At 68.9% G+C, this 26,353-nt stretch carries 23 protein-coding genes; 15 read left to right on the top strand and 8 right to left on the bottom strand.

Annotated elements, in window-relative coordinates; all coding sequences use genetic code 11:
* The 3 genes from BFF77_RS01235 to BFF77_RS38025 form a co-directional block, all read right to left on the bottom strand.
* A partial coding sequence (locus BFF77_RS01235) for an ABC transporter ATP-binding protein (protein WP_141698324.1) occupies positions 1–542 on the bottom strand: 542 nt, incomplete at its 3' end.
* Positions 515–1,381, bottom strand: coding sequence for an ABC transporter permease (locus tag BFF77_RS01230; protein ID WP_066942855.1), 867 nt, complete (start codon positions 1,379–1,381; stop codon positions 515–517). The genes BFF77_RS01230 and BFF77_RS01235, both read right to left, overlap by 28 nt.
* Positions 1,382–1,545: 164 nt before the next feature.
* Positions 1,546–1,629 (bottom strand): putative leader peptide, encoded by an 84-nt coding sequence (locus BFF77_RS38025; RefSeq protein ID WP_313884353.1) that lies wholly within the window; start codon positions 1,627–1,629, stop codon positions 1,546–1,548.
* A 92-nt stretch (positions 1,630–1,721) separates the two neighbouring features.
* On the opposite strand from BFF77_RS38025, the gene BFF77_RS01225 reads away from it, so the two are divergent.
* The 4 genes from BFF77_RS01225 to BFF77_RS01210 all read left to right on the top strand — a co-directional run bounded on the left by BFF77_RS01225 (position 1,722) and on the right by BFF77_RS01210 (position 6,675).
* The gene (locus BFF77_RS01225) at positions 1,722–2,144 is read left to right on the top strand and encodes a YjbQ family protein (RefSeq protein ID WP_066942853.1); all 423 of its coding nucleotides are present in this window, start codon (positions 1,722–1,724) and stop codon (positions 2,142–2,144) included.
* A gap of 471 nt (positions 2,145–2,615) precedes the next feature.
* Positions 2,616–3,818 (top strand): 3-deoxy-7-phosphoheptulonate synthase, encoded by a 1,203-nt coding sequence (locus BFF77_RS01220; protein WP_066942851.1) that lies wholly within the window; start codon positions 2,616–2,618, stop codon positions 3,816–3,818.
* A 227-nt stretch (positions 3,819–4,045) separates the two neighbouring features.
* Complete coding sequence (locus tag BFF77_RS01215) at positions 4,046–4,723, top strand: isochorismatase family protein (protein WP_066942849.1); 678 nt, start codon at positions 4,046–4,048, stop codon at positions 4,721–4,723.
* Positions 4,720–6,675 carry an anthranilate synthase family protein gene (locus BFF77_RS01210; RefSeq protein ID WP_079124708.1) on the top strand — a complete coding sequence of 652 codons (1,956 nt, stop codon included), beginning with the start codon at positions 4,720–4,722 and terminating at the stop codon, positions 6,673–6,675. The genes BFF77_RS01215 and BFF77_RS01210 overlap by 4 nt, the downstream gene beginning before the upstream one ends.
* Before the next feature lie 125 nt (positions 6,676–6,800).
* On the opposite strand, the gene BFF77_RS01205 is transcribed toward BFF77_RS01210, so the two are convergent.
* Positions 6,801–8,195 carry an MFS transporter gene (locus BFF77_RS01205; RefSeq protein WP_066942847.1) on the bottom strand — a complete coding sequence of 465 codons (1,395 nt, stop codon included), beginning with the start codon at positions 8,193–8,195 and terminating at the stop codon, positions 6,801–6,803.
* Between the two features lie 187 nt (positions 8,196–8,382).
* Here BFF77_RS01205 and BFF77_RS01200 point away from each other — a divergent pair, with 187 nt between their 5' ends.
* Positions 8,383–8,826 (top strand): MarR family winged helix-turn-helix transcriptional regulator, encoded by a 444-nt coding sequence (locus BFF77_RS01200; RefSeq protein WP_245703014.1) that lies wholly within the window; start codon positions 8,383–8,385, stop codon positions 8,824–8,826.
* A 79-nt stretch (positions 8,827–8,905) separates the two neighbouring features.
* On the opposite strand, the gene BFF77_RS01195 is transcribed toward BFF77_RS01200, so the two are convergent.
* Both BFF77_RS01195 and car read right to left on the bottom strand, forming a co-directional pair.
* Complete coding sequence (locus tag BFF77_RS01195) at positions 8,906–9,616, bottom strand: SAM-dependent methyltransferase (RefSeq protein WP_141698323.1); 711 nt, start codon at positions 9,614–9,616, stop codon at positions 8,906–8,908.
* A gap of 92 nt (positions 9,617–9,708) precedes the next feature.
* Entirely contained in the window at positions 9,709–13,188 is a 3,480-nt protein-coding gene (gene car / locus BFF77_RS01190; RefSeq protein ID WP_281196214.1) for a carboxylic acid reductase, read from the bottom strand.
* A gap of 562 nt (positions 13,189–13,750) precedes the next feature.
* On the opposite strand from car, the gene BFF77_RS01185 reads away from it, so the two are divergent.
* Together BFF77_RS01185 and BFF77_RS01180 are read left to right on the top strand one after the other, a co-directional pair.
* Positions 13,751–14,458, top strand: coding sequence for a ScbR family autoregulator-binding transcription factor (locus tag BFF77_RS01185; protein WP_066942840.1), 708 nt, complete (start codon positions 13,751–13,753; stop codon positions 14,456–14,458).
* 84 nt (positions 14,459–14,542) lie between these two features.
* The gene (locus tag BFF77_RS01180) at positions 14,543–15,307 is read left to right on the top strand and encodes an SDR family NAD(P)-dependent oxidoreductase (RefSeq protein WP_066942838.1); all 765 of its coding nucleotides are present in this window, start codon (positions 14,543–14,545) and stop codon (positions 15,305–15,307) included.
* Between the two features lie 102 nt (positions 15,308–15,409).
* Here BFF77_RS01180 and BFF77_RS35010 read toward each other — a convergent pair whose 3' ends face one another.
* Positions 15,410–16,312 (bottom strand): ScbA/BarX family gamma-butyrolactone biosynthesis protein, encoded by a 903-nt coding sequence (locus BFF77_RS35010; RefSeq protein ID WP_169922590.1) that lies wholly within the window; start codon positions 16,310–16,312, stop codon positions 15,410–15,412.
* A gap of 130 nt (positions 16,313–16,442) precedes the next feature.
* On the opposite strand from BFF77_RS35010, the gene BFF77_RS01170 reads away from it, so the two are divergent.
* The 8 genes from BFF77_RS01170 (at position 16,443) to BFF77_RS01135 (ending at position 25,500) form a co-directional block, all read left to right on the top strand.
* The gene (locus BFF77_RS01170; protein ID WP_066942836.1) at positions 16,443–17,096 is read left to right on the top strand and encodes a ScbR family autoregulator-binding transcription factor; all 654 of its coding nucleotides are present in this window, start codon (positions 16,443–16,445) and stop codon (positions 17,094–17,096) included.
* A gap of 408 nt (positions 17,097–17,504) precedes the next feature.
* Complete coding sequence (locus BFF77_RS01165) at positions 17,505–18,659, top strand: IS701 family transposase (RefSeq protein WP_066942834.1); 1,155 nt, start codon at positions 17,505–17,507, stop codon at positions 18,657–18,659.
* Positions 18,660–18,873: 214 nt separating this feature from the next.
* Positions 18,874–20,082: an IS701 family transposase gene (locus BFF77_RS01160; RefSeq protein WP_079124704.1), complete on the top strand. Its 1,209-nt coding sequence runs from the start codon at positions 18,874–18,876 to the stop codon at positions 20,080–20,082.
* Positions 20,083–20,275: 193 nt separating this feature from the next.
* A complete protein-coding gene (locus BFF77_RS01155) occupies positions 20,276–21,958 on the top strand; it encodes a phosphodiester glycosidase family protein (protein ID WP_066942830.1) in 1,683 nt (560 codons plus the stop codon).
* A 230-nt stretch (positions 21,959–22,188) separates the two neighbouring features.
* Positions 22,189–23,247 carry a sporulation protein gene (locus tag BFF77_RS01150; RefSeq protein WP_066942828.1) on the top strand — a complete coding sequence of 353 codons (1,059 nt, stop codon included), beginning with the start codon at positions 22,189–22,191 and terminating at the stop codon, positions 23,245–23,247.
* Positions 23,248–23,355: 108 nt separating this feature from the next.
* Entirely contained in the window at positions 23,356–23,811 is a 456-nt protein-coding gene (locus tag BFF77_RS01145; RefSeq protein WP_066942827.1) for a tellurite resistance TerB family protein, read from the top strand.
* 197 nt (positions 23,812–24,008) lie between these two features.
* Complete coding sequence (locus tag BFF77_RS01140) at positions 24,009–24,584, top strand: TerD family protein (RefSeq protein ID WP_066942825.1); 576 nt, start codon at positions 24,009–24,011, stop codon at positions 24,582–24,584.
* Between the two features lie 142 nt (positions 24,585–24,726).
* The gene (locus BFF77_RS01135) at positions 24,727–25,500 is read left to right on the top strand and encodes a methyltransferase domain-containing protein (RefSeq protein WP_066942823.1); all 774 of its coding nucleotides are present in this window, start codon (positions 24,727–24,729) and stop codon (positions 25,498–25,500) included.
* Positions 25,501–25,577: 77 nt separating this feature from the next.
* On the opposite strand, the gene BFF77_RS01130 is transcribed toward BFF77_RS01135, so the two are convergent.
* Entirely contained in the window at positions 25,578–26,258 is a 681-nt protein-coding gene (locus tag BFF77_RS01130) for a Rossmann-fold NAD(P)-binding domain-containing protein (protein WP_066942820.1), read from the bottom strand.
* Positions 26,259–26,353: the final 95 nt, after the last annotated feature.

Below are 26,353 nucleotides of genomic sequence, written 5' to 3'. Positions count from 1 at the left end.
CGCGTCAGCGCGTCCAGCGCGCCGAACGGCTCGTCGAGCAGCAGCAGATCGGGTTCCCGTACGAGCGCCCTGGCCAGCGAGGCACGCTGGGCCTCGCCGCCCGACAGCGTCCTGGGCCAGGCACCGGAGCGATGGCCGAGTCCCACCTCCTCCAACGCGCTCTCGGCGACGGCCCGCCCGGGTTTTCCGTCGAGACCGAGCAGTACGTTGCGCCAGACCCTTTTCCACGGCATCAGCCGGGGCGCCTGGAACGCGACGGCGCGCCGTTTCGGGACCAGCACCGTGCCCTCGATGTCGCGGTCGAGCCCGGCGAGTACGCGCAGCAGCGTCGACTTGCCGCAGCCGCTGCGGCCCAGCAGCACGGTGAACTCCCCGGGCCGCAGGGTCAGATCGAGCTTGTCGATCACGGGCCGTCCGTCGAAGGCGCGGGTCAGCCCCTGGACCCGTACCGCGGCGCATCCGGAGGCGGCTGCGCGTGGATCCCGGCTCGGACGCGTCGGACCCGGACGCGGACTCACTGGCCCTGGAAGGTCGGTCGCCATTGCAGCAGCAGCCTTTCGAGAGTGCGGACGACGGCGTCGGCGAGCAGACCGAGGAAGGCGTAGACGACCAGGCAGACGACGATGACATCGGTACGGAAGAACTCCCGGGCCTGGTTCATCAGAAAGCCGATACCGGCGTCGGCGTTGATGGACTCGCCGAAGACCAGCGCGAGCCAGGCGGTGGCGAGCGAGTACCGCAGCCCGGTCATCGCGCCGGGCAGGGCGCCCGGCAGGACGACATGCCGGACCAGCCCCCATCTGCCGAGCCCCAACGACCGCCCCGCCTCGATGAGTTGCTCGTCGACTCCGCGGATTCCCGCGTACACGTTGAGATAGAGATGGAAGGCGACACCCAGCGCGATGAGCGCGATCTTGGGTGCTTCGCCGATACCGAGCCAGATGATGAGGAGCGGGATCAGCCCGACCCAGGGCACGGTGCGCAGCATCTGTACGGTCGCGTCGACCAGATCCTCCCCGAGCCGGGAGAGCCCGGAGACCAGGGCGAGGGAGACGCCGATGACTCCGCCGAGCAGCAGCCCTACGGCGACGCGGCGCAGGGAGACGCCCATGGCGGTGGGCAGGGTGCCGTCCGCGATCAGATCGCCCGCGGCCCCGGCGATGGTGCCGGGCGAGGCGAGGACGTCCTCGTGGAGCACGTCCGTCGCGCTGAGCACCTGCCAGATGAGCAGAAGCAGCAGCGGACCGACGGTACGGCGCAGCCATCGCGGTACGGACCGCCGCCGGGAGCCGGGTGCGGAAGCGGGAGTGACCGGTTCCAGATCGGGCTGCCGGTTTCTGGACAGGACGGAAATGTCGGGCGGGGCATGGCCGAGGGTCATGACAGCTCCACGGGGACGAAAGCGCGCGGAAGGGGGGAGGACGCGGCTCGACGTGCGTGTGCGGTGGTACGACGACGGCACACTGTCAGGGTGTGACGGCACTCATCCGGGAAGGACGCCGGGACACGGCCGGCGAGGAGAACGGCGCGGACGCCGGATCAGGATCAGCGACCGCGACGACACGCGGCGGACGCCACCCGCAGCAGGTCGATATGACCGCGCGTGGTGAGCAGAGCTGAACGCAACATGGCGCCGAACGTAGCGAGCGTTTCCGGATCCGGTCAATGGTGTCTCGGCACGCGGACGCGCGGTCCCGCGGGCCGGGCGGCAGGATGGGGGGATGCCCGACGCGTTCACCACCAGAGTTCTGGACATCACCACCGGCACCCGTGAGGCCGTGACCGATCTGACCCCCGCGTGCGAGGAGTTCCTCCGGCAGGCCGCGGCGGGCCGGGACGGCCTGCTCAATGTGTTCGTCCCGCACGCCACCGCCGGGGTGGCCCTCATCGAGACCGGCGCCGGCAGTGACGACGACCTGCTCACCGCGCTGCGGTCCCTGCTCCCCGCCGACAACCGCTGGCGCCACCGCCACGGCGCCCCGGGCCACGGCCGGGACCATGTACTCCCGGCCCTGGTCCCCCCGCACGCCACGCTCCCGGTCGTCGCCGGCCGACTGGCCCTGGGCACCTGGCAGTCGGTCTGTCTGGTCGACACGAACGTCGACAACGCGGACCGCCAGGTCCGGCTGAGCTTTCTCGGGTGAGTGGGGCACCCCGGAGAAAGGGCGCCGGGACGTCGACGGCCTCCGCTCCCGCGAACCGTGACCGCGATGACGGGCGACCGGGCGGACGTCCCGGCGCGCCTCGAGTGTCAGGCCGAGGCGCCACGGTTTCGGCCCGTCGGCCCCGCGGCAACTTGATGGAGTTACCGCTCACCTGACGAAGAATTTGTCACCTGACGGAGTACGGCGGCGAATGTTGGCGGCGTCTCCATTCCGTAACATGATTTAGGCCGCTGCGGAGGTCCGCCTGTGGGCGGGTGCGATTCGGTCCGGTGTTGCGGGCGGTTAATTTTTTGGTCTATGCGAATTTGTTTTGCGTTTCGATCTGCTTCCCTTGATATTTGTTGCCTGCCCGAAGGCGCTCGCGCGCTGTCCTGATATCAGGCGCGGAATGCTCGCCTTGCCGGCCCTGGGACAGCTGTGCTCATCGCCCATTCGCGATTGGAGAGATCAGTGGACAACGCCCTGGTCGATATTCGACTCAGACGAGCGCTCCAGCAGCCGCCCTGGGAGGACCCGTTACAGGTCGAGCACGTCAGGAAGGAACTCGCGGCGCGTCCCGGGCTCGTCGAGGCCCGGGACGTACGCACATTGCGGTCCCTGCTGGCCCGGGTCGCCGCGGGGGAGGCTCATGTGGTGCAGGCGGGTGACTGCGCCGAGGATCCCGCGGAGTGCACCCCGGGCTATGTCGCGCGCAAGGCGGGACTGCTGGACATGCTCGCGGGCGCGCTCCAGATGGACACGTGCAAGCCGGTGGTGCGCGCCGGGCGGATGGCCGGTCAGTTCGCCAAGCCCCGGTCCAAGCCCACCGAATGGATCGGGGACCTCGAACTGCCCGTCTACCGCGGTCATATGATCAACAGCCCGGAACCCGACCCCGAGCTCCGGCGCGCCGACCCGGAGCGGCTGCTGGCGGGGTACCGGTCCGCTCGTGACGTCATGGGCTATCTGGGCTGGCCGAACCAGGGCGGGCGGACCCGTATGGGCGCCCCCATCTGGACGAGCCACGAGGCGCTGCTGCTCGACTACGAGGTTCCCATGCTGCGCCGGGACGAGCAGGGCGGGCTGCTGCTCACCTCCACCCACTGGCCCTGGATCGGCGAGCGGACCCGGCAGGTCGACGGCGCCCATGTCGCCCTGCTCGCCGAGGTCGGCAACCCGGTGGCCTGCAAGGTCGGCCCGAGCATGACGGCCGACGAACTGCTGGCCCTGTGCGAACGGCTCGACCCCGGGCGGGAAAAGGGCAGGCTCACCCTTATCGCCCGGATGGGCGCCGAGGCGGTGACCGAGCGGCTGCCCGTACTCGTCGAGGCGGTCCGCGCCGCGGGACATCCGGTGATCTGGCTCACCGACCCCATGCACGGCAATACCGTCAGTACGTCGGACGGACTCAAGACCCGCTTTCTGCAGACCATCACGCGGGAAGTCAGAGAATTCCAGCACGCGGTCAGGAACGCGGGTGGCATCGCGGGCGGACTCCATCTGGAGACCACCCCCGACGATGTGACGGAGTGCGTCCTGAACGAGTCCCGGATCGACCAGGTCGGGGCCAAATACACGACCTTCTGCGACCCCCGGCTCAACCCGGGCCAGGCCCTTTCCGTGATATCGGCCTGGTGGATGACCGGCCGGTCGGCGCCGGTGGGCGCCGCCTAAGGGTTGTCCCGTAATCCCCGGCGGGCTCTCGACGACGGCTACGGCACCTCGCGGCGTTGTCGGAACGCCCGAATACATCCAGTATGCGGGCGCCCCTCCGCCTTGCGATGCACCGCATCCGACGCCGCTCGCTGATCCACCAGGGATTACGGGACAACCCTTAGGGGCTCCGCGATCCATTCGATCCGTTCGAACCACTCGATCCATTCGCACAGGAGAGGAAGGTCATGGCGGGGATACCCCCCATCGAGCCGTATCCGATGCCGGTAGCGGGCGACTTGCCCGGCAACACCGCTCAATGGACCGTGGACCCGGACCGCGCGGTGCTGCTCGTGCACGACATGCAGCGCTACTTCTTACGGCCGCTCCCCGGGACCGTCCGCGATCAGCTCGTACGGAACGCCGTCCGGCTCCGCGAGCGGAGCGCCGCGCTGGGCATGCCCGTGGCGTACACGGCGCAGCCCGGCGGTATGACCGACGAACAACGCGGCCTGCTCAAGGACTTCTGGGGACCGGGCATGCGGGTGGACCCGGCGGACCGGCAGGTCGTCGAGCCGCTGGCCCCGGCGCCGGAGGACGGGGTGTTCACCAAATGGCGCTACAGCGCCTTCTTCCGCTCCGGTCTGCTGGAGTGGATGCGTGAGCGCGGGCGCGACCAACTCGTCGTCTGCGGTGTGTACGCCCATGTCGGTGTGCTGATGAGCGCGGTCGAGGCGTTCACCAACGACATACAGCCGTTCCTGGTGGCCGACGCCGTGGCGGACTTCTCCGAGGCGGACCACCGGATGGCCGTCGAGTACGCGGCGCGGCGCTGTGCCGTGGTCGTCACCACGGACGGACTCCTCGCCCGGCTCGACACGTCCACGGCCCTGGCCGGCCTCGGCGCACACGAGGCCGCCACATGACCGGGACGGAGAGGACCGGAGCGGCCGAGCGGGCCGGAGCGACCGGCAGGACCGACAGGGCGGCGGCGCCGGTGGCCGGGGATCTCCTCGGCCGGGTGCTGGCGCCGGAGCCTCCCGCCTTCGCCCTGCTCCACCGCCCGGAGGCGACCGGCCCGGGAGCGCTGGACGTCCTGGTCGGTGAGATCTCGACGCCGAGGACGCTGGCGGACCTTCCCGTACCCGAGGACCCGCACACCGGCGGCCCCCGCCACGAGGTGCTGGCGATCGTTCCCTACCGGCAGATCGCCGAGCGCGGCTTCACCTGCGCCGACGACGGTGAGCCGCTGATCGCGATGACCGTCACCGGACAGGACCTGCTGCCGGTGGCCGAGGCGCTGCGTCGGCTCCCGGACGTACCGATCTCCCTGGCCGACGGTCACTTCGACGTGGACGACGACACCTACGCCGATACGGTCCGCAGGGTCATCGCCGACGAGATCGGCGAGGGCGAGGGTGCGAACTTCGTCATCAAGCGCTCGTTCGTCGCCGACATCACCGGCTACACGACGCACAGCGCGCTGTCGTTCTTCCGGCGGCTCATGCGGGGGGAGTCGGGCGCCTACTGGACGTTCGTCATCCACACCGGCACCCGTACCTTCGTCGGCGCCACACCCGAGCGGCACATCAGCCTCTCGGACGGCAACGCCGTCATGAATCCCATCAGCGGCACCTACCGCTACCCGCCGACCGGGCCCACTCTGCCGGAGGTGATGGACTTCCTCGCCGACCGCAAGGAGGCCGACGAGCTCTACATGGTCGTCGACGAGGAACTCAAGATGATGGCCCGGATCTGCGACTCCGGCGGCCGGGTGGTGGGCCCGTACCTCAAGGAGATGGCCCGGCTCGCGCACACCGAGTACTTCATCGAGGGCCGCAGCACCCGCGATCCGCGCGAGATCCTGCACGAGACGATGTTCGCGCCCACGGTCACCGGGAGCCCGCTGGAGAGCGCCTGCCGGGTCATCAACAAGTACGAGCCGCAGGGCCGTGGTTACTACAGCGGAGTGGTGGCCCTCATCGGCCGCGACGCACACGGTGGTTCCACACTGGACTCGTCGATCCTGATCCGTACCGCCGACATCGACAGCGGCGGGCGGGTACGGATCGGGGTGGGCGCCACACTCGTACGCCACTCCGATCCCGCTTCCGAGGTGCACGAGACCCGGGCGAAGGCGGCCGGGCTGCTGGCGGCCCTGGAGGCGGACGGTCCCGTACGGTTCGGTGAGCACCCGAACGTCCGGGCCGCCCTGGAGCGGCGCAACGCGACCATCGCGGGCTTCTGGCTGGCGGAGGACGCGGCGCGGGCCAGGCCGGAGCCGGTACTGGCGGGCCGCCGGGTGCTCGTCGTGGACGCCGAGGACACTTTCACCTCGATGATCGGCCATCAACTCCGTTCCATGGGACTGTCGGTGACGGTCCGCCGCTTCGACGAACCGTACGCCCTGGACGGCTACGACCTCGTCATCATGGGCCCGGGTCCGGGGGATCCGCGCGAGACGAGCCACCCCAAGATCGCCCATCTGCGGTCCACGATCGGCACACTGCTCGACGAGCGGCGGCCGTTCCTCGCGGTGTGTCTGAGCCACCAGGTGCTCAGCACGCGGCTCGGCTTCCCGCTGGTCCGCAGGGAGGTCCCGAACCAGGGCGTACAGCGGGAGATCGACCTCTTCGGCGTCCGCGAGCGGGTCGGCTTCTACAACACGTTCGCCGCCCGCGGCGCCGAAGACACGGCCGAGTGCGAGGGCGTGGGCACCGTGGAGGTGAGCCGGGATCCGGAGACCGGCGAGGTGCACGCGCTGCGCGGCCCGCACTTCGCCTCGCTGCAGTTCCACGCCGAGTCGGTGCTCACCGAGGACGGGGTACGCCTTGTCGGCGCGCTCATGACGGAGGTGCTGGGCGGGCGGAGGACCTGAGCACGACAAACAGCACAGAGCGGAAACGGTCGCCGTCGTGATCACGACGGCGACCGTTCCGTCGTTGCGGGGAAGCACTTCTCAGTGGTGCTTCACCTGTGGCGGGGCGGCTTCGCCCGCCGTGGTCAGCTCGGCTGCTTGGGGGTGAGCTGCGCCAGGAGGGTCAGGACCGCGAAGGCCAGGATGACCACCAGACCCGGATAGAGCATGGACAGCTCCGTACCGGGCAGGATCGCCGCAGTGACGACCGCGAGGCCGAAGGCACCGCCGACCTGGAGCGAGCTGTTGAGCAGCCCGGCGGCGAGTCCCTGCTCGTCGTCGGACACACCGTTGGTGCCGGCGACCATCAGTGTGGCGATGCTGAGCGCGAAGCCCACACCCCACAGCACCGAGGCGGGCAGCAGGATCATCCACAGATTCGGTTCGGGGCCGATGAACAGCATCAGCAAATAGCACGGAAGGAAGGCCACAAGACCGACCATCAGCACCTTGGTCACACCGAATCTGTCCATCAGGGCGCCGAGTTTGGGCCCGATGATCACCACCATGAGTCCCGCGGGCAGCAGCACCAGCGCCATCTGCCACGGCTGCCAGCCCTCCAGGTCCTGCAGGTACAGGGCGAGCAGGAACTGGAAGCCCATGGCCCCGCCGTACAGCAGGCCGATGCTGATGTTGGCGGTCACCAGGCCCCGGTTACGGAACACGCCCAGCCGGATCAGCGGCTCCTTCACGGTGCGCTCGATGACCAGGAAGGCGGCGAGCAGCAGCGCGGACAGGACGTATCCGCCGATCGTCCGCAGCGAACCCCAGCCGACCTCCGCCGCGGAGACAGTGGTGAAGACGAGGAGCAGCATTCCGGCGAGCAGGGTCGCGGCGCCGCCGATGTCGAGCCGTGGCCGCTCGGTGCGCGGCGGGTCCGGCGGCAGGAAGCGCAGTGCGCCCAACAGCAGCAGCAAGGAGAGCGGGATCGGCAGGATGAAGATGGACCGCCAGTTCAGCCCCGCGAGCAGGCCGCCCACCAGCAGCCCGGAGGAGTATCCCGAGGCTTCGAAGACATTGAAGATGCCGAACGCCTTGTTCCGCTGCGGGCCTTCGGGGAAAGTCGTGGTCAGCAGCGACATGGCCGCCGGTGCGGCGAACCCCGCCGCCATTCCCTTGACGAAGCGCGAGATGATCAGCAGGACCGCGTCATCGGCGAGCGCGCCGAACAGCGACACGATCGCGAAGGCGGCCATGGCGATCACCAGCACCCGCCGCCGGCCGAACAGGTCCGCGACCCGGCCGCCCAGCAGCAGGAAACTGCCGAAGGCCAGGATGTAGGCCCCCACCAGCCACTGCCCGGTGGCGGCGGTCATTCCGAGCTCGCTCTGGATCTCCGGAATCGCCACGACGATCATCGAGACGTCGAGCCCGTCGAGCAGGATCACCCCACTGAAGATGAGGATCGAGATCCATAATCGCGGCGACCAGCGCAGAGGATCCTTCTTCACCTCTGGTGCCGGCGCTTCGGGCGCTGCCAAGGCGTCGCCTCCCGGCCGGTGTTCACTCGGAGTCGAGCTGCCTGACATGAGGCACGTCCCCTCCCAATAGACTGTCTGAAGCGCGTTCAACCAGCGTCCGCGATAGTTGTACACGCGCTATATTGCACGAGCCTGATAGTGCCTCAAGCAAGCAGCCGTTCGCAAGGGGGGTGTGGTGCCCGTGTCGATCAGTGACGATTCCGCCGAGGCCCGCGCGCAGGGTTGGCGCACTCTGGCCGCTCTGCACGCGCGGATCGAGGACGCGCTCGAACGTGCGCTCCAGCGTGAACACGGCCTGTCCGTGAGCGAGTACGGCGTGCTCGACGTGCTCGCGAGGGAGGGCGGCTCCTGTCTGAGGATGAATCAGCTCGCCAGGGCCGTGGTGCTGAGCCAGTCGGCCACCACCCGGCTGGTGGGCCGACTGGAACAGCGTGGGCTGCTCCAGCGGTATCTCTGCGCCGACGACCGCCGAGGTGTGTACACGGAGGTCACCGCCGAAGGCCGGGCCGCGCTGGAGCGGGCGCGGCCGACCCACGACGACTCGCTGGCCGGCGCGCTGCGGGAGGCGGAGGACCAGTCGGAACTGGCGCCTCTGGTCGACGCGCTCGCCGCACTTCCTCCGGCGGGTTAGGGGCCGTCCGCTCCCGGCCCTCTGCCCGCTTTCCGCACTCCGTCCCGCGTTTGTGTGCCTGGTGCCGGGACGGTCCTCGTCAGTGGCTGTTCGGAATGATCTCGAAGACCTTGTAGGTGACGTCCACGCCCTCCAGCCGCCGGTCGGCGCTGTCCAGCAGGTTCAGCGAGGTGTTGGCCTCGACGGCGAGCTGGGCGATGCGGTCGGCGTCGCCGAGGCTGTTGAAGGTGACCAGGGCGCGCCCGCCGGGCAGCAACCAGTCGTGCACCTCGGAGAGATAGCGGCCGAGAGCGGTGTAGCCGCGGTCGAAGATCGCCCACTCGAAGTCGTGGGTGAACTCGAAGTCCCGCGGTGCCTCGATGACACTGCAGTTCCAGAAGACCGTGTCGAAGCGGTCGTCCGGGTCCAGCTCCGCGAACAGATCGCTGCGCAGCACCCGCACGCGGTCCTCGACGCCATGCCGTTTGGCGTTGCGGACGGCGCTGTCGACCGCGGTGTCGGTGATGTCGGTCGCGGTCACATGCGCGCAGCCCTGGAGCGCCGCCCAGACGGCGGTGACGCCCGCTCCACAGCCGATCTCCAGGAAACGGCCGCCCGTGGGGTAGGGGACGGCGCCGGTGTACCACTCGGTGCCGGTGCCCGGGCGGGGAGCGTAGGTCCCGGGGACCAGGTCCCACTCCTTGCCGAGGAGTTCGAAGGTGGAGGGATCGGTCCCGACGGTGCCCAGCTGCTCGACGAGTTTCTGCCCGAGGCGGTAGCGCTCCTCGAACTTCTCGGACGTCTGATCCATGATTCTCCTTGGGCAGGTGTCGGTGTCGGTGTTGGTGGCCGCGGTGCTCGCGGCCGTCGCCGTGCGGCCGGGATCCTCGGAGCGGATCCGGTTCACACGGACATGAGCCGCTTCAGGTCGGTGGCGTACTTCCTGATGAGGGACGGCGAGAGCCGCGGTATGTCCTTGGCCGGGCCGATCTCGGCGGCCTGAACGGCGGCACGGAATCGGCCGGACGGTATGAAGGAACCGCGGATGACGTTTTCCGGCTGCTCGAATCCATGGATGAGCGGCAGTGCGGAATGCTGCCGCTGGCTTTCGGGAAGGGCGCGCATGGCGGCCTCGAACCGGGCCAGCCAGTCCGCGTAGTCGTTCACCCGCTCGATCCGGTGGCCCGTGTCGTTCAGCCAGTCGACGAAGACGTCGAGAGATATCCCGTCGTCGTGCGGATTCACCAGACTGAAGGTCCGGTATCCGTCGTCGGTCTGTCCGCCCAGTGCCACGACGGACGCGGCGGTGAAGTCCACGGGCAGACCGTCGTAGTGGGCCCGCTGACGGTTTCCCTCACTGTCGGTGCGGTAGAAGGAATGCGGCGCGATACCGGTGGCGATGACGCTGAACAGAAGGCGCGTGAACAGGTCGGGAACGTTGAGCTGGCCGCCGTACCGGCTGTGCGCGAGAATCATGTTCGACCGGAAGGTGGTGACCGGGAGACCGCACAGGTCGTGCGCCTCCCGGAGGAGGACTTCCCCGGCCCATTTACTCGTCGCGTAACCGCCCGCGTACCCCTCGTCGGTCTGCTGGACGGGAATGGCGACGCGTACGTCGGAGTCCTCGTCCAGGGCCGGCTGTCCGGCTCGGGAAGTCGCGACGGCGACGCTGGAGATATAGGTGAACGGCTTGATCCGGCTGGTGAGTCCCAGACGGATGAGCTCGGCGGTACCCACCACATTGGCTTCGAAGAGATGGTTGTACGGAAGGACGTGGTTCACCAGCGCACCGGCGTGGACGATCAGATCCACATCGTCGGACAGCCGTTTCCAGGTCGCGTCGTCCAGCCCCAGCTGCGGCTCCGCGATATCGCCCGCCACGACTTCCAGATGCCCGGCGGCCAGATCCTGGAACGTGCCGACCAGTTCCGCGTCGCCACTGCTGAATGCCTCGTCGAGCCGCTTTCTGGCCGCGGCCGTGTCTCTTCCCCGCACCACGCAGATCAGTTTCCCGCCGGCCGGAGCCAGCTTCTCCAGCCATTCCAGGCACAGGAAACGGCCGAGATAGCCACTCGCGCCCGTCAGCAGCACGGTCCTGGGCGCTCCGTCCGGACGGGGAAGTGACCGGGCGTCAGCGATTGTCCGCGCGTCGATGAATTTGTCCAGAGTGAGGTCCTTGGCGGCGACCTCCGTGCTGTTCTCGCCGTGCACCGAGGCGAACGTGGGCTGCTTCAGTCCGCTCTCGCGCTTCGCCTCGATGTAGTCGGCCACCTGCTGGAGGTCGTACGCCGGGCTGATGACCATGTCCACGGGGACACGGATGTCGAAGATGTCGTGGAGCAGATTGGAGAAAGTGACCGCGGACAGCGAGTCTCCGCCCAGATCCCTGAAATGCGCGGTGGGGCTCACCTCGGCCATGGAACCCGCGAGCAGTGCCCGGGTGGCCCGCTGGATCGTCTCCAGCACCGGCCCGTCGTTACCCGTGCGGCGCACTTCGAGCAGTTCTTCGGTCTCCCGCGCGGTGATCTCGGAGTACAGCTCTTCGAGCCGCTTGCCGTACCGGTCGAGAAGCTGAGGCCACAGCAGCTTTCGGTGGTCCGAGAGCAGGCCGTTCGCCTGACTGAAGGGTTCGGTCTCGATCAGGAGGTCTCGGGGAATCTCGTACGAGTTGAGCTCGGCCTCTTTCGCGATCTCCTGGAAGGACTCGCTGAGAAGCTGCTTCAGGTTCTCCGTGCTGTGACCGAACTGCTCCAGGGCGTCCGGGGTCGGCACGACCACGGCCAGCAGGTAGGACCGTTCGCTGTTGCCGTAGACGAAGATCTGCCTGACCAGCGGACTGACGGCGAGGATGGCCTCCAGGCGCGAGGTGGCCACGAACTCGCCCTGGGACAGCTTGAGCACGCTCTTGCGGCGGTTCAGGATGATCAGTTCGTCCGGTCCGAGCTCCGCGACGATGTCACCCGTCTTGTAGAAGCCGTCCTCGTCGATGATCTCCGTCGTCAGCTCGGGCTGCTTGTAGTACCCGGGAACGATGGCTTCGGTCTTCAGCAGAAGCTCTCCTCGCGGATGAGGAGAATCGGTCCGGTAATAGCCGAGCTCGGGCACGTCGACAAGTTTGTAGTCGATCACCGGCGGGCGCAGGAGCATGTTGTCGACCGAGACCGCCGCGGCCTCCGTGGAACCGTAGAGGATATGCAGCTTGAGATCCAGCAAGGACTCGACGAACGCGCGTAGTTCGGCGGACAGCGGCGCGGAACCGCAACTGGCCCAGGTGAGGCGACCGCCGAGGAGATTCTCGCGCATCTCCGCCTTGACCTCGGCCTCGACCGTGTCCCGGTCGACGCCGTCCGTCGCCTTCCGGTCGAGTTCGCTCTGGTACTTCTGGAAAAGCATTTCACATACGCGCGGCACCAGCGACAGTTCCGTGGGACGGGCCAGCGCGATGTCCTCGAAGAAGGTCGACAGATCGCTGCTCGCCGTGAAGTAGCTGATTCCGCCGCGCGCCATGGTGTTCTTCAGCGAGGAATGGCCGGCGACATGGCTCATCGGCATGTAATTGATGTTGATCGCGTGGGTGTCGGAGAACAGCTTCGCCCAGGCGCCGCCCCACATCGCACTCGCCAGCCGCTCGGTGTACATGGCGCCCTTCGGCGTCCCCGTACTCCCCGATGTGTAGATGAGCAGGGCCAGTGGATCCTCGTCGTCGCCGGCGGCGAACAAGGGCGCTTCGGGCAGCGTGGATCCGCGTTCAAGAATCTCCGACAGGGACTCGAGGTCCACATCGCGGCCGGCCCGCTCCAGCCGGTCGCGGGCCGCTGTGAACGTCTCCAGCTGATCGCTGACCTCCGGGTGGTAGTCGAAGACCACCAGGCGCCGGGCCGACGAATTCCGCAGGATCAATTCGACCGCGACATCGAGACGTTCGATGCTCGCGGCGACGGTGAACGGTTCCGTCTCGCCGACGATCGACTCCAGTTGGGACAGCGGGGAGCTGGTCTGGAGCGGTACGCTGACCGCGCCGAGATGGATGCAGGCCAGATCGACGGTCGAGTAGTCACGGCTCGCGAAACCCAGGATGGCGACACGCTCGCCCGCGCTCAGCGCATGTTCTGGATTGTGGTGCCATTCGCCTGCCACCGCACGGACACGACCCCACAGTTCGCTGTAACTGGTCGTTTCGTATCGCGGCAGCAGACGGAGCGAAACGCGGCCCGTGTCGGGGTCCCGCGTGAACTCCTTTGCGCGTTCACCGACGGCGGGCCGGTCCGCGTGGCGTTCCATGACATGTGCCAACGTTTGCGCAAGCCGCATTCTGGGTCTCCGCATCGCATCACTGGCCGACTTTTGTGGCTGGGAATGACGGACTGGCGCGTCGGCATACACGCCGACGACGGCACGCTCTTCTCCAGGACGGCCCGTTTCAGGATCGCCCTTTCCTCCCCGCCAACTTTTCGCCCGATGCTACCCAGAGCCGAACGGGGTTCCGGAATAAACAAACGACGATCTGTCATGTCGGCCGGATGAGGCCCACCGCTCCTCATCCATCCCCGGCCCCCGCAAACGCCTTTGATCTCGGTGTAGTCGCTGGTCGGACCGGTCCGCCGGGGACAGAGGCCGTCGCATACGACGGCGGGGTCGTCGAACGTCGGCGCGCCGGGCGCGATATCGCGCCAGGATGGGTAATGGTCCGTACCGATTAGTTGTTGACGTGGTAACATTTGTACGATGCATGTGGATATGCCTCTGCCGATTTCAAGGCCGAGTCCGTAGGCCGCGGTGGCCGCGGCGGCACCCTCCCCGGCGCCGGTCCGCGCGAGGCGCGATCCGGCCAGGCCGTGCGGTGGCCGGCCCCGGGCCAGGTCCCCGCGTCGTCGCTCTGTGGCATGTTCTCGTGGGCATGTTCTTGTGCGTTTCACCCATCGCTCACCACCCCCCGGAGCGCCCCATGGCCAAGCAGGACCGTGCCGTACGTACGCGTCGAGAGCTGATCCGTTCCGCCGCGGAGGTCTTCGACCGGGCCGGATTCGCGGATTCCTCCGTCGCGCAGATCTGCGCCCGGGCCGGTGTCAGTCACGGTGCGCTGCACTTCCACTTCGGGAACAAGCGGGCGCTGGGGGAGGCGGTCGAGTCCGCCGCGGCACAGACCCTGCTGTACATCACCGGGAACGTCCCGCTCAGGCACCCCGCACCGCTCCAGCTCCTGGTCGACACCTCGCACACGCTGGCACAGCGGTTCTCCTGCGATCCGGTGCTGAGGGCCGGGTTCGGCCTCGGCAGCGACGCGACCTGGCAGGGCGGTGTGAACCTGTGGCAGCAGTGGCAGGACTGGGTCCAGCTCATGCTGACCGTCGCCAGGGACCAGGGCAGTCTGGCAGCCGATGTCGTGCTCGACGATGCCGTTTCCGCCATTACGGCCGTGATAGCGGGGCTCGAGGTGCTGGGACGCAGCGACGCCCACTGGCACTCGCGCCAGGCGGTCACACCGTTCTGGCGGCTGATGCTTCCTCAGTTGTCGGCGGAGACGGTACGAGCCCAGATCGACGCGGCGGGCAGCTCCGCGGCGCCCTTGCGCAAGCGCGAGTGGCCCATGGACGAGGTCCGGTCCGGTGGCAAGGGGATGGCCCGGACCTGCGACGCACTGTCCGGCTGCTGACCACCGCGACGGCGCTCGCGGACGCTGTGGTGGCCGCGGGCCGAATCCCGCTCGTGCCGGGAACGGGCCTGCCAGACTTCGCCCATGGGTAAAGATCTTCTCTCCGGCAGAGTCGCGCTCATCACGGGAGCGAGCAGCGGTATAGGTGCGGCGGCGGCACGGGTGTTCGCCGACGAAGGCGCCGCGGTGGTTCTCACCGCTCGTCGCGAAGACCGCTTGGCCACCTTGACCGACGAGTTACGGGACAAGGGGGCGCGAGCGTCGTACGTGGTGAGCGATGTCTCCGTCCCCGAAGAGGCCGCCAGGGCCGTGGACTTCGCTCTGGCCGAGTACGGACACCTGGACTCGGCCTTCAACAACGCCGGCATCGGCGGCGACCGTACTCCGCTGCATCTGATGTCGGACGACGTCTACGACACCATCATGGACATCAATGTCCGGGGGGTCTTCAACTGCCTGCGGTACGAACTGGCGGCGATGCTGGAGCACGGCGGGGGATCCATCGTCAACAACAGCAGTGTGGGCGGTCTGGTGGCCATCCCGGTCGCCGCTCCCTACATCGCCTCGAAGCACGCCGTCATCGGATTCACCAGGGCCGCCGCAGACGAGTACGCCAAGCAGGGCATCCGTGTGAACGCCGTGGCCCCCGGCACCACACGGAGCGAGATCACGACCGACTGGTTCGGCCGCAACCCCGGTCTCGAAGAGCTGGCCAACTCGCTGACGCCCCAGGGGCGTACGGCGGAACCGGAGGAGATCGCGGCGGCGGTCGCCTGGCTGCTCAGCGACCGGTGCCCGTTCCTGACGGGCACCGTGCTGCCGGTGGACGGCGGCTTCGTCAACCAGTGAGCCGGCCGGCCCGGACCGCGCACCCGCCCTTCACCGCCCGGCCTCCCCGGGCCTCCACCGCCTCACCTCATCGAACCCCCGCCACTTCGGACCCCCGGCCCTTCACCGCTCCAACGCGTCGAACAGGACTTGGAACGCCCGCTCCCCGCCCTGTGTGCCGCTGACCCGGACGGCACACAGGGCGGGGCCGGGCGCCGGCAGCGACTCGGCCTCGATCCAGCAGGGCCGGTCGAACTCGACGTACCGGTCGTAGGTGATGGCGACCCGGCCGGCCACGAAGGGCGCCGGGGCCGTCAGGGCATGCGCGGCCTGATAGGCGGCCTCCAGCAGGGCGAGTCCCGGCACATGGTCCACGGGATGGTCGAAGAGCAGATGGTTGCCCGTGTCGTTGCGCAGCAGCCAGCGGCGCGGCCGGTCCCCGGGCGCGAGGACCACATCGGCGGCGGAGGCCCGGCCGGCGAGCTGCGCGTCGACGGGCTCCGGAAGCGGCCAGGACCCCCAGTCGACGCTGAGACGGGCGCCGCGCACCCGGCGGTAGACCGGCGGGGAGATCCAGCGGAATTCGGAGGCCGCCCGGGCCACCGTGGCACCGCCGCGGAGGATGTGGAAGCCCAGCCGCAGCGAACCGCCGGCCCGCCGGCCGCCTCCGGTCTCCGCCGCGGTGATCCGGACGTCCAGCGTCGAGGACCGGTCGCGGGGGAGACGGAAGCCCGGTGTGACCGTGAAGTCGAGCGAGCCCAGCATGGTGTGGTGGGTCAGCGGAACCTCGTACGCGGCGTGCGCGATGACCAGGCCGCTCTGTCTGATGGTCTGGGTGAGTAATCGCGGATCGTACGGCAGGTCCTCCTCGACGGCCGGCCATCCGACGCCCACCGTGAACTCATGGGCGCCGACCTGCTCCCAGCCGGTGACGAGTACGGACTCGTCGCGCTTCAGATGGGCGTAGGCGCCGAGAAGGGTCGGCGGCGGTGTGGACGGACGCGGTGCGAGAGCGAAGTAGTGCAAGGTCCCCCCTTGGACTGACTGTTCTGCACAGGCAAAAAATGTGCTGTTAAAGTACCGGCACTCCGTCCGGTTTCTACCCAAGGTAAATGTGAGTTCACGCATTGGTAAAGAAAGCGTTTGGGGGTGAGAGGTGGTGAGGCAGGAACGCGCGATCCACACCCGCAGGATCATCCTTGAGGCCGCGGCCGAGATGTTCAACGAGCTCGGGTACGACGCCACCACCATCGGCGGACTCATCGAACGGATCCAACTCACCCGCGGTGGCCTCTACTTCCACTTCACCACGAAGGAGCAGCTCGCCCGCGCCGTGCTCGACGAGGCGGTGACGATGGAGGGACTCGCGCCGCAGGCCTTCAAGCTCCAGGAATGGGTGGACCTGGCGCTGCTGCTCGCCTACCGGCTGCCCAGGGAGCCGCTCCTCGGCGCCGCGATCCGCCTGTCCGTCGACGTCAAGGCCCGTGGTCTCCTCGGCACCCGCTGGCCCGACTGGATCACCGTGGGACAGGGGCTGCTCACCGAGGCCAAGGAGCGGGGCGAACTGCTCGTGCACGTCGACCCGGGCGAGACCGCGCGGCTGCTGGTCGGAGCGTGGACCGGCGTACAGCTGATCACCGAGACCCTGCCGGACCGCGACCTGTCCCAGGAGATCTCCTGCCTCTTCGAGCTCGTCCTGCCCAATATCGCCAACGCCGGTGTGCTGGCGAAGCTGGACACCTCGCCGCTCCGCGCCGAGCGGCTGCTCAAGGCGGCGGAGAGCGCCGTGGCTCCTTCCCGTCCGGTGTGACGTCGGACGGAGGCCGGTCCGAGGTCGTTCCGACGGCGTGACCGGGTCGTTTGCTGCCCGCCGCCCCCGCGTCGCGCTTCGCGCACGAGTGTCCTGTTCCTCGGCGAGATGACAGGCGGCCCTCCTCGAAAACCTTCAACGTGACCTGTTTCTTACGGTGGTTCTCGGTGCGCCAGGGTTCCGTGATGCCCCGCCTCGGCGGTGTGTTGCTCCGCTGAACGGAGATTCATGCAGGTCGCAATGGATCTGGTGGCTGCAGCGGGGCAGCCGTTGTCCGCACGGGCCTGTATAAAGAAACGGGACAGCTGTCCTCTTTCTTGGGAGGTTCGAGGCCGGCGGCGGTACCGGTACGGCGCGGTGCTTCGCCCCCGCCTGGCTGGAGTGGCGGGTTAGCAGGGGGGATCCACGATGCGAGACCTTCATCAGCACGCGTGCGTCAATGAGGAGTTGACCACATCGGCGGCTCTGGACGCCGGGCTCAGTGAGCGGCTGTTCGGCTCACTGCAGCGCAGCGGACAGCGGATCAAGGCGGAGCAGTACGTCCGTGGCCTCTTGTCGGTGCAGGGGCGCAAGACATTGCGGAGCATCGCGGCGCAGCTGGACGGCGCCGCGGCGCAGCAGAGTGTGCATCACTTCATCAGCGAGTCGCCCTGGGAGTGGATGCCGGTACGGCGTGCCCTCGCCCGCCACGCGCAGCGGACACTGGCGCCGGACGCCTGGGTGATCAGGCCCACCCTGATTCCCAAGGCGGGGTCCCACTCCGTCGGGGTCGACCAGCAGGTCCTGCCGCGGGGACGGATCGTCAACGGCCAGCACGCCGTGGGGGCCTGGCTGGTGTCCGCCCGGTCCGCCGTGCCGGTCGACTGGCAACTGCGCCTGTCCGCCCGCTGGATGGTCGATCCCCTGCGGCAGCGCGCGAGCGTTCCCGCCGATGCCGCGGTCGGCACCATCGAGGAGTGCGTACGGGTGGCGGTGGCCAATGTCCTCGGTATCGAGGGACTGCCGCGCGGGCCGGTCGTCGTGGATGTCGCGGACGTGGACGCCGTGTCGATCGCGCGCTTCCTCTCGTCGACGGGTATTCCGTTCATCGTTCGGGTGGGTCCGGAGGCGCAGTTGCGCCTGGACCGCTCCGAACTGCCCAAATACGGCGGTCGGGAGCGCATGGCCGGGGAGCTCGCCGAGTCCCTTCCGCGCCTTCGGCAGCAGGTGAATCCGGGCGACGGTCCGACGACGGCGGTGGCGATCCCCGTGGTGGCACCGCCGTCGCGGAGCGACCGGATGCTGCTGCTGGGGGAGTGGCGCCCGGTGGGGCACCCGCGCCGCCGGCTGTGGCTCACGAACGCCGATGTCCCCTCCGCCGTCCCCGCCTTGCGGCTCACCCGGCTGCCGGGTGTCGTGGTGCGCGACTTCGCCACGATCTCCGAGAGCGTGGGGGTACGGGACTTCGCGGGACGCTCGTTTCCGGGCTGGCACCGCCACATCACACTGGCATCCGTCGCCCATCTCGTCGCCACCCTGGAGTCACGAGGACTGTCGGCGAGCGCGGGCCAGGCCCGAGGGTGACGTGAGCCACACCAACGGGACTACCGTCCGGTAATATGACACTCTCTCCCCGCGTGTGATGGCTCCTCCTCGTCCGATCCTTACTGTCTCGTCCAGGACAGCAAGCACCGTCACCGGACGCGTCACCGTACGGACTTCTCCCGTATCCCGTTCTGGGCATCCGCAGTCGCCAGCCGACGGGAACGACTGGACCGAGCAGAAACGGGACCACCTCATGACGAATTCTTCCACCCGTCCGATTGTGCGGGGTGCACGCGCGCCAATTCACTCCAGTTCCCAGGACGTTCTGTTCACCGAACTCTGCTCGATATTGTTCACCTCGCTGACCCGCAGTGACCAGTGCAGAAAAGGCATGCAGTACTTACGTGGCTTACTGGAGACCCAGGGGCGCAAATCGATACGCAATATCGCGGCACTGCTCGGAGAGCAGGCCTCGGAGCAGAACCTCCACCACTTCATCTGTGATTCCACCTGGGACTGGACCCCCATCCGCAGGGCCCTCGCCACCTATTGGGTAGGCGTCTCGCCTCCGCAGGCCTGGGTGGTGCAGCGGATGATCATTCCCAAGACCGGACAGCACTCCGTGGGGGTGGACAAGCACTTCTTCCCGACCTTGGGACAGGTGCTGAACGCGCAACGCGCCATCGGGGTCTGGGCCGTCTCGGAGGAGATGAGCACTCCGGTGAACTGGCGCCTTCATTTACCCCAGGCCTGGATCAAGGACGATCTCCGGCGCAGTCAGGTGTCGATTCCGGACGGCGTGGACGTGGAGACCCTGAGTGAATGCATGATCGAGGCCAGTGCGGAGACCATGACGCGTTGGGGGATGCCCGTCCGGCCCGTGGTGCTCGACATCGGAGAAGCGCACGCGGCGACGATCTTCGAGAAACTCGGCGCCACGGGCACTCCGGTTCTCGCGAGAGTCGGCGGTGACCTCCGCCTGGCCGTGGCGGATTCCATTCTTCCGGGTTCCGGAGGCAAGTTACTGCCCGCTTACCAGATCATGAGCCTGGCCAAGGACATGCGGCGGCCGGTCATGGGAAAGGACTCCGGTCCGGAGCCGGCGAGACGGATGAACCTGGCCGCCACCGTCCGTGTGGGCCTGCCTTCCCCGTCGTCGTCGGTACCGGCGGCGGACACGGGACACACCGCGGGACGCGGGGAGTTGGCACTGCTGGGGGTGGGCAAGGACGGCGGACGGTGGCCCGCGGAGCTGTGGCTGACCAATCTGACGACCGCGTCACCGGCCTCCCTGCTGAGGCTGAGCAAGCTCACCGGCAAGGTCGACCGGGACTTCACGGAGATCGCGGACCGGGTGGGCATCCGGGACTTCACGGGCCGCTCCTTCAGCGGATGGCACCGTCATGTCACACTCGCCTCCGCCGCCCACGCGGTCGTCGCGCTGGCCAACGACGCCCGCTGAGGGCCGTCCGGCCGATCTTCGCGGGCCCGCCCGGCACGGAACCGGCCGTGACGCCGCTTCACCAGCCCTTCGGCACCGCGCCCCTGGTTGTTATCGCCCCGGTCCCCGTGCGCGGCTGGGATGGCCTGCGCATCCTGTGGACGGCGTGCCGTGAGGCCGGGCCGTGTCGAGCACCAACCTGCTAGGGGAAACCATGTACGACGAAGACGGAAAGCACCCGCGCGGAGCCGGCGTGGCCCGGCGCGTTCCGCGGACACGTGTCGCCCTCGGGGCGGCCGTCGTGCTCGCGGCCGTCAATCCCCTGACGCTCTCCGGACCGGCGCGGGCGCTCGCCCCGGCGGCGCCGGTCGCGCTCACCGCTCCCGCGTCGGCCTCCGCCTCCCCCTCCGCGTTCCAGCAGGTGCGGTGGAGGACGGACACCGTGGCGCCCGGCGTGCAGGTGCGCACCGGTGTCGTCCAGAACAAGGGCGTCACACCTGTCTGGACGATCACGGTCCAGGCTCCGGCCGTCAACCGGCTGACGGGCGCGGCGACATGGGCGCCGCTGGGCGACCGTACCTGGGCCGACACCACCGAGCGGCAGCTCCGCGCCGCCGGGTTCGTGCCGCGCGCGGAGCGGGTCGTCTGGGACGAGTACGCGGACACACCGCGCGGCACGATGGGCTGGCAGGTGCGCGTGGGCTCGTACGCCACCCAGGCCGAGGCCCAGAGCGCCAACCAGGCGGTCGCGGCGGGCGGTTTCCGTACGGCCGTGGAGTGGACGGGCTACGACGGCCGGCAGCTCGCCGACCGGGAGAGCATCCATGTCGCGGTCATCGACCCGGACCGGTTCCGCGGCACGGTGGCGAGCACCCACGACGGCAATGTCGCGGACCGCGAGACGACTTCCTCGGTCGCGGTGGAGAACGGCTCCCTGCTCGCCGTCAACGGCGGCTTCTTCATCACCTCCGACGCCGACGGCGTACAGGGCACGGTGGCCGGTATCGCCGCCTACGACGGCGAGCTGGAGTCGATGGCCGTCGGCTCCCGCGCCGCGCTGATCCTGGCGGACGGCGGGCGGCACCCTCGTATCGCCGATCTGTCCACCACGGTCACCGCCCGCGCGAAGTCCTCCGCCTACGCGGTGCAGGGCATCAACCGGCTTCCCGGGAAGGTGCGCAACTGCGGCCGTCCCGGTGGCGCGCCCACCGAACTGGCCCGCCATGACACCACCTGCTCCCTGCCCGACGACCTGGTGAAGTTCACCCCGAGGTTCGGCGCCGCGCTGCCCCAGGGCGCCGGTACGCAGGTGGTGCTCGACGCCAGGGACCGTGTGGTCTCCGCAGGCCCGCGCGGCGGTACGGTCCCGGCCGGCGGTTCCGTCCTCCAGGGCATCGGCGGCGCGGCCGACTGGCTGACGGCCCACGGCCGTCAGGGCGAGCGGATCTCGGTGCGGGAGGTCATCCGTGACTCCGCCGGACGTGAGGTCGAACTCGGCGCGCACGACAGCATCGTCAGCGCCGCGCCCACGCTGGTGAAGAACGGCCGCGTGGCCATCGACGCCGCCACCGAGGGCACACTCGACCCGCTGGACCTCTCGTTCGGGTTCGCGTGGTCGAATGTGCGCCAGCCCCGCACGATGGCCGGTATCGACGGGCACGGGCGGCTGCTGCTGGTCACCGTCGACGGGCGTCAGCCGGGTGTCAGCGAGGGCTTCACCCTGGGCGAGGCCGCGCGCTTCATGCGCTCCCTGGGTGCGAGGCAGGCCCTCAACCTGGACGGCGGCGGCTCCAGCGCGATGGTGGTCGGCGGCAAGCTCGTCAACATCACCTCGGACGCGACCGGTGAGCGTGCCGTGGGCGACACCGTGCAGATCCTGCCCGCGCGCAGGGGCTGACGGCCGGCTCCTGGGCCGCGCGGCCGTTCCCGGGACTCTTTCCGGACTTTCCCCGTCGGGCCGACGCGATGCGGCGTCGGCCCGGTGTGGCAGCTCTATGCTTCTACACGAGTGTAGAGAAAGCGGGCGGCGGTCCGGACGTCCCGACCGGCGGGCCATCTTCGGCTCCTTCGGCGGCGACCCGTGACCAAGGCCACACGCCACACGTACAAGAAGGAGTGAACGCCACGATGGTGTTCAAACGGCTGCTCGGCTCGCTCGGTGTGGGCGGCCCCACGGTGGACACGGTGCTCGACACGGGCGCGGTGCTGCCCGGAGGCACCCTCTCGGGTCAGGTCCATCTCATGGGCGGCAGCGCCGCCTTCGACATCGAGCAGATCACCCTGGAGCTGGTCGCCCGCGTGGAGGTGGAGCACGACGAGGGCGAGAGCGACGGCGTCGTCACCTTCGACCGGTTCACCGTGGGCGGGGGCTTTCGCCTCGCCGAGGGCGAGCGCTTCGGCGTCCCGTTCTCCGTGGCGCTGCCCTGGGAGACTCCCGTGACCGAACTGCACGGCCAGAACCTGGGCGTCGTACTCGGGGTGCGTACCGAACTCGCGGTGGCCGGGGCCAAGGACAAGGGCGACCTCGACGCGCTCGCGGTGCGCCCGCTGCCGGTCCAGGAGGCCGTCCTCGAGGCCCTCGGGCAGCTCGGCTTCGGCTTCAGGTCCGCGGATCTCGAATACGGCCGCATCGGGGGCACCGGACAGCGGTTGCCGTTCTACCAGGAGATCGAGCTCACCCCCGCGCCGCGGTACGCCCACGCCATGCGGGAGATCGAGGTGACCTTCCTGGCCGGTCCTGGCGGCATGGAGGTGGTGCTGGAGGCCGACAAGCCCGGTGGTCTCCTCTCGTCCGGGTATGACGCGCTGACCCGGTTCACGGTTTCCCACCACGATGTCGCCCAGCGCGACTGGACTGCCGAAGTCGACGGCTGGGTGCGCCGGTTGGCCGACCGCCACGGCGCCCACGGCGTTCCCGCCGCACCGTACGGACACGGCGACGCCCCGTACGGACACGGCGGTGGGTACGGCGGACACGCGCACAAGGACGAGCACGGTCATGGTCACGGCGGGCACCACCACGACGGCCACCATCGCTCCGGGCCGGGGATGGGCACCGTCGTCGCCGCCGGCGCGGCCGGACTGGCGGTCGGAGTCGTCGGCGGGATGGTGGCCGCCGAAGTCGTCGACGAGGTCGGGGACTTCTTCGAAGGGGATGACGAGGGAGAGGAAGGCGGCGAGGACTGAGACACCGTCGCCGCTGTCCCTGCTAGTTTCTACAGCATTGTAGAAGAAGTGTCGGTCCGGACCGCTCCTCGCGCGGTCCGGACCGGCCCCCGAGCGTACGGAGTTTCCATGGCCCTGTGGGATCGCATCAAAGAGTCCGCGTCGACGATGCAGACCCAGCTCAACGCCAAGAAGAACGACCTCAAGAGCGGCGCGTTCCGTGACGCGAGCATGGCGATCTGCGCGTTGGTCGCCGCCGCCGACGGCACGATCGACCCCCAGGAGCGCCGCAAGGTCGCCCAGCTCATCATGAGCAACGAGGTGCTCCAGAACTTCCCCGCCGACGATCTGCAGCGCCGCTTCGACGGCTATCTCGACAAGCTCGCCGCGGACTTCGACTTCGGCAAGGTGAGTGTCCTCCAGGAGGTCGCCAAGGCGAAGAAGAAGCCCGCCGAGGCCCGTGCCGTCATCCAGATCGGCATCGTCATCGGCGGCGCCGACGGCGACTTCGACAAGACCGAGCAGGCGGTCGTCCGTGAGGCGTGCTACGCGCTCGACCTGCCGCCGCACGAGTTCGACCTGTAGGCCCGAAGGCGTGCGTGGGGGCGTCCCGGCCTGACGGGGCGCCCCCGCCCGCGTATGTGCGGAGTGGGGATCGCTCCGGCCGGAGGATCTTCGTAGCTTCTACAGTGCTGTAGATTTAAGGGACCGGGACATCGGGATACACGGAACCGGCGCCGCTGCCCGGGATCGGTGCGGGAACACATGAAGGGAACAGCGACATGGGTGTGAGTCTGGCCAAGGGCGGCAACGTCTCGCTCAGCAAGGAGGCTCCGGGGCTGACCGCGGTCCTCGTCGGGCTCGGCTGGGACGCGCGCAGCACCACCGGCCTCGACTACGACCTCGACGCCAGCGCGCTGCTGGTGGACAGTGGCGGCAAGGTGCTCTCCGACCAGCACTTCATCTTCTACAACAACCTGAAGAGCCCCGACGGTTCGGTGGAGCACACCGGCGACAACCTCACCGGTGAGGGCGAGGGCGACGACGAGTCCCTCAAGGTCGACCTGAGCGCCGTCCCCGCCGATGTGTCGAAGATCGTCTTCCCGGTCTCCATCCATGACGCCGAGAGCCGCGGCCAGAGTTTCGGCCAGGTCCGCAACGCCTTCATCCGCGTGGTCAACCAGGCGGGCGGCGCCGAACTCGCCCGCTACGACCTGAGCGAGGACGCGGCGACCGAGACCGCGATGGTCTTCGGTGAGCTGTACCGGCACGGCGAGGAGTGGAAGTTCCGCGCGGTCGGCCAGGGCTACGCCTCCGGACTGGCCGGAATCGCCGCCGACTTCGGCGTCGGCGTCTGACGCCACCGCACCGTCCCTCGTCGGCACCCGAAGCCACCGGGCACCCCTGTCACCGGCCGGGGTGCCGGTGACGAGGGTGCCGGTGACCGTGACCTGGGGCCGTCCCGCCCGTGCGGACGGCCGGAGTGTTTGACTTGCGCGTATGCCGACGAACCTTGGTGTGTCCCGACCCGACCAGGCCGCCTACATGCTGCGTACCGCCGCCGGCCGTGCCGGCCGTGCGTACAAGCGGGAGTTGATCGACCTGCTGGACATCCGGCAGGGTCAGACCGCGCTGGACGTGGGATGCGGTCCCGGCACCGATCTGGCGGTGCTGGCGGAACGCGTGGGCGCGCGTGGCTCGGTGATCGGCGTCGACCGCGATCCGGCGATGCTCGCCGAGGCCCGTCGCCGTACGGAAGGTCTGCCTGGTGTGGAGATCCGCGAGGGGGACGCCCACGCCCTTCCCGTCGAGCCGGGAACAGTGGACCGGGCCAAGGTCGACCGGGTCCTCATGCATGTCGCCGAACCCGCCGACGTACTCACCCAACTGCATCGCGCCACCCGGCCGGGCGCCCTGATCGGTCTGGTCGAACCCGACTGGGACACCCTAGTCGTCGACGCGGAAGACCTTGAGACAAGCCGCGCCTTCACCCGTTACACCACCGCGGAAGTGGTACGTCACGCGACCATCGGCCGCGGCCTCGCCCGCCTCGCCGAACGGGCGGGTTTCCATGTGGAGACGGTCCGCGCCACGACACCGGTGTTCCGCGACTTCCAGGACGCCGATCACATACTGGGACTCGGCCGCAATACGCAACGGGCCATCGAGGCGGGCCATATCGACCGGGACCGTGGCCGCCGCTGGTTCGCCGGCCTCGCGCGGGGGGCGTTCTTCGCGTCGTTCTCGCTCGTCAGTGTGATCTGCTCACGGTGAGCCGCTCACGCTCACCGGCCTCGGCCGTGGACGAGCGACCTCGGTGTCACTCCGGCCCGTACCCCGACGGCGCTCGGTCAGCCCGGTGCGTTCGCGGCGCCGAGGCGGTTGATCTCCGGGCTGTACAGCACGGTCGGACCCGTCCCCGCGAGGCCCACGACCTCGATCATCGCCCGCCCCAGGTGCTCCGTCGTCGTCACATGGCGCGGGATCGCCCGGCGCAGGACCGGATAGAGCCATGAGGTCAGGCGGTACAGCACGCGGTACACGGCCGTCCTGGAGACGGCGCCGTGGCGGGGCTGAATGTAGCCGGGCCGGAACATGTAGGCGTGGAAGGGCATGGCGAGCAGCTCGTTCTCCGTGCGGCCCTTGACCCGGGCCCACATGGAACGGCCCTTCTCCGTCCGGTCGGTTCCCTCCCCCGACACATAGGTGAAGGTGAGGGCGGGGTTCGCGGCGTACACCGCGTGTGCGGCGGCCATGGTGAAGTCGTAGGTGATCCGGGTGTACTCCGCCTCCTTCAGCCCTGCGGAGCTGACGCCGAGACAGAAGAAACAGGCGTCGAGGCCGGTGAGCTCGTCCTGGATCGCGGTGAGATCGGTGAAGTCCGAGTGGACGACCTCGCGCAGCTTCGGATGGCTCACCGCCAGCGGTGTGCGGACGACGACGAGGACGCTCCCGACCCGCTCGTCCCGCAGACAGGCGTGCAGCACGCCCTGTCCCACCATGCCGGACACCCCGAAGATGACCACGTTCATGTGCTGAGCTCCCTGTTGACGGTTGTGCCGTGCTGTAAGGCCGCAGTCGTCGGTCACACGCTCAGGACCCCCGCGGCGGCGGCCACGATCGTGGC

The sequence above is a fragment of the Streptomyces lushanensis genome (assembly GCF_001700515.1).
In the GTDB taxonomy this organism is placed as follows: domain Bacteria; phylum Actinomycetota; class Actinomycetes; order Streptomycetales; family Streptomycetaceae; genus Streptomyces; species Streptomyces lushanensis.
This window is presented reverse-complemented; position numbering and strand designations above follow the sequence as displayed.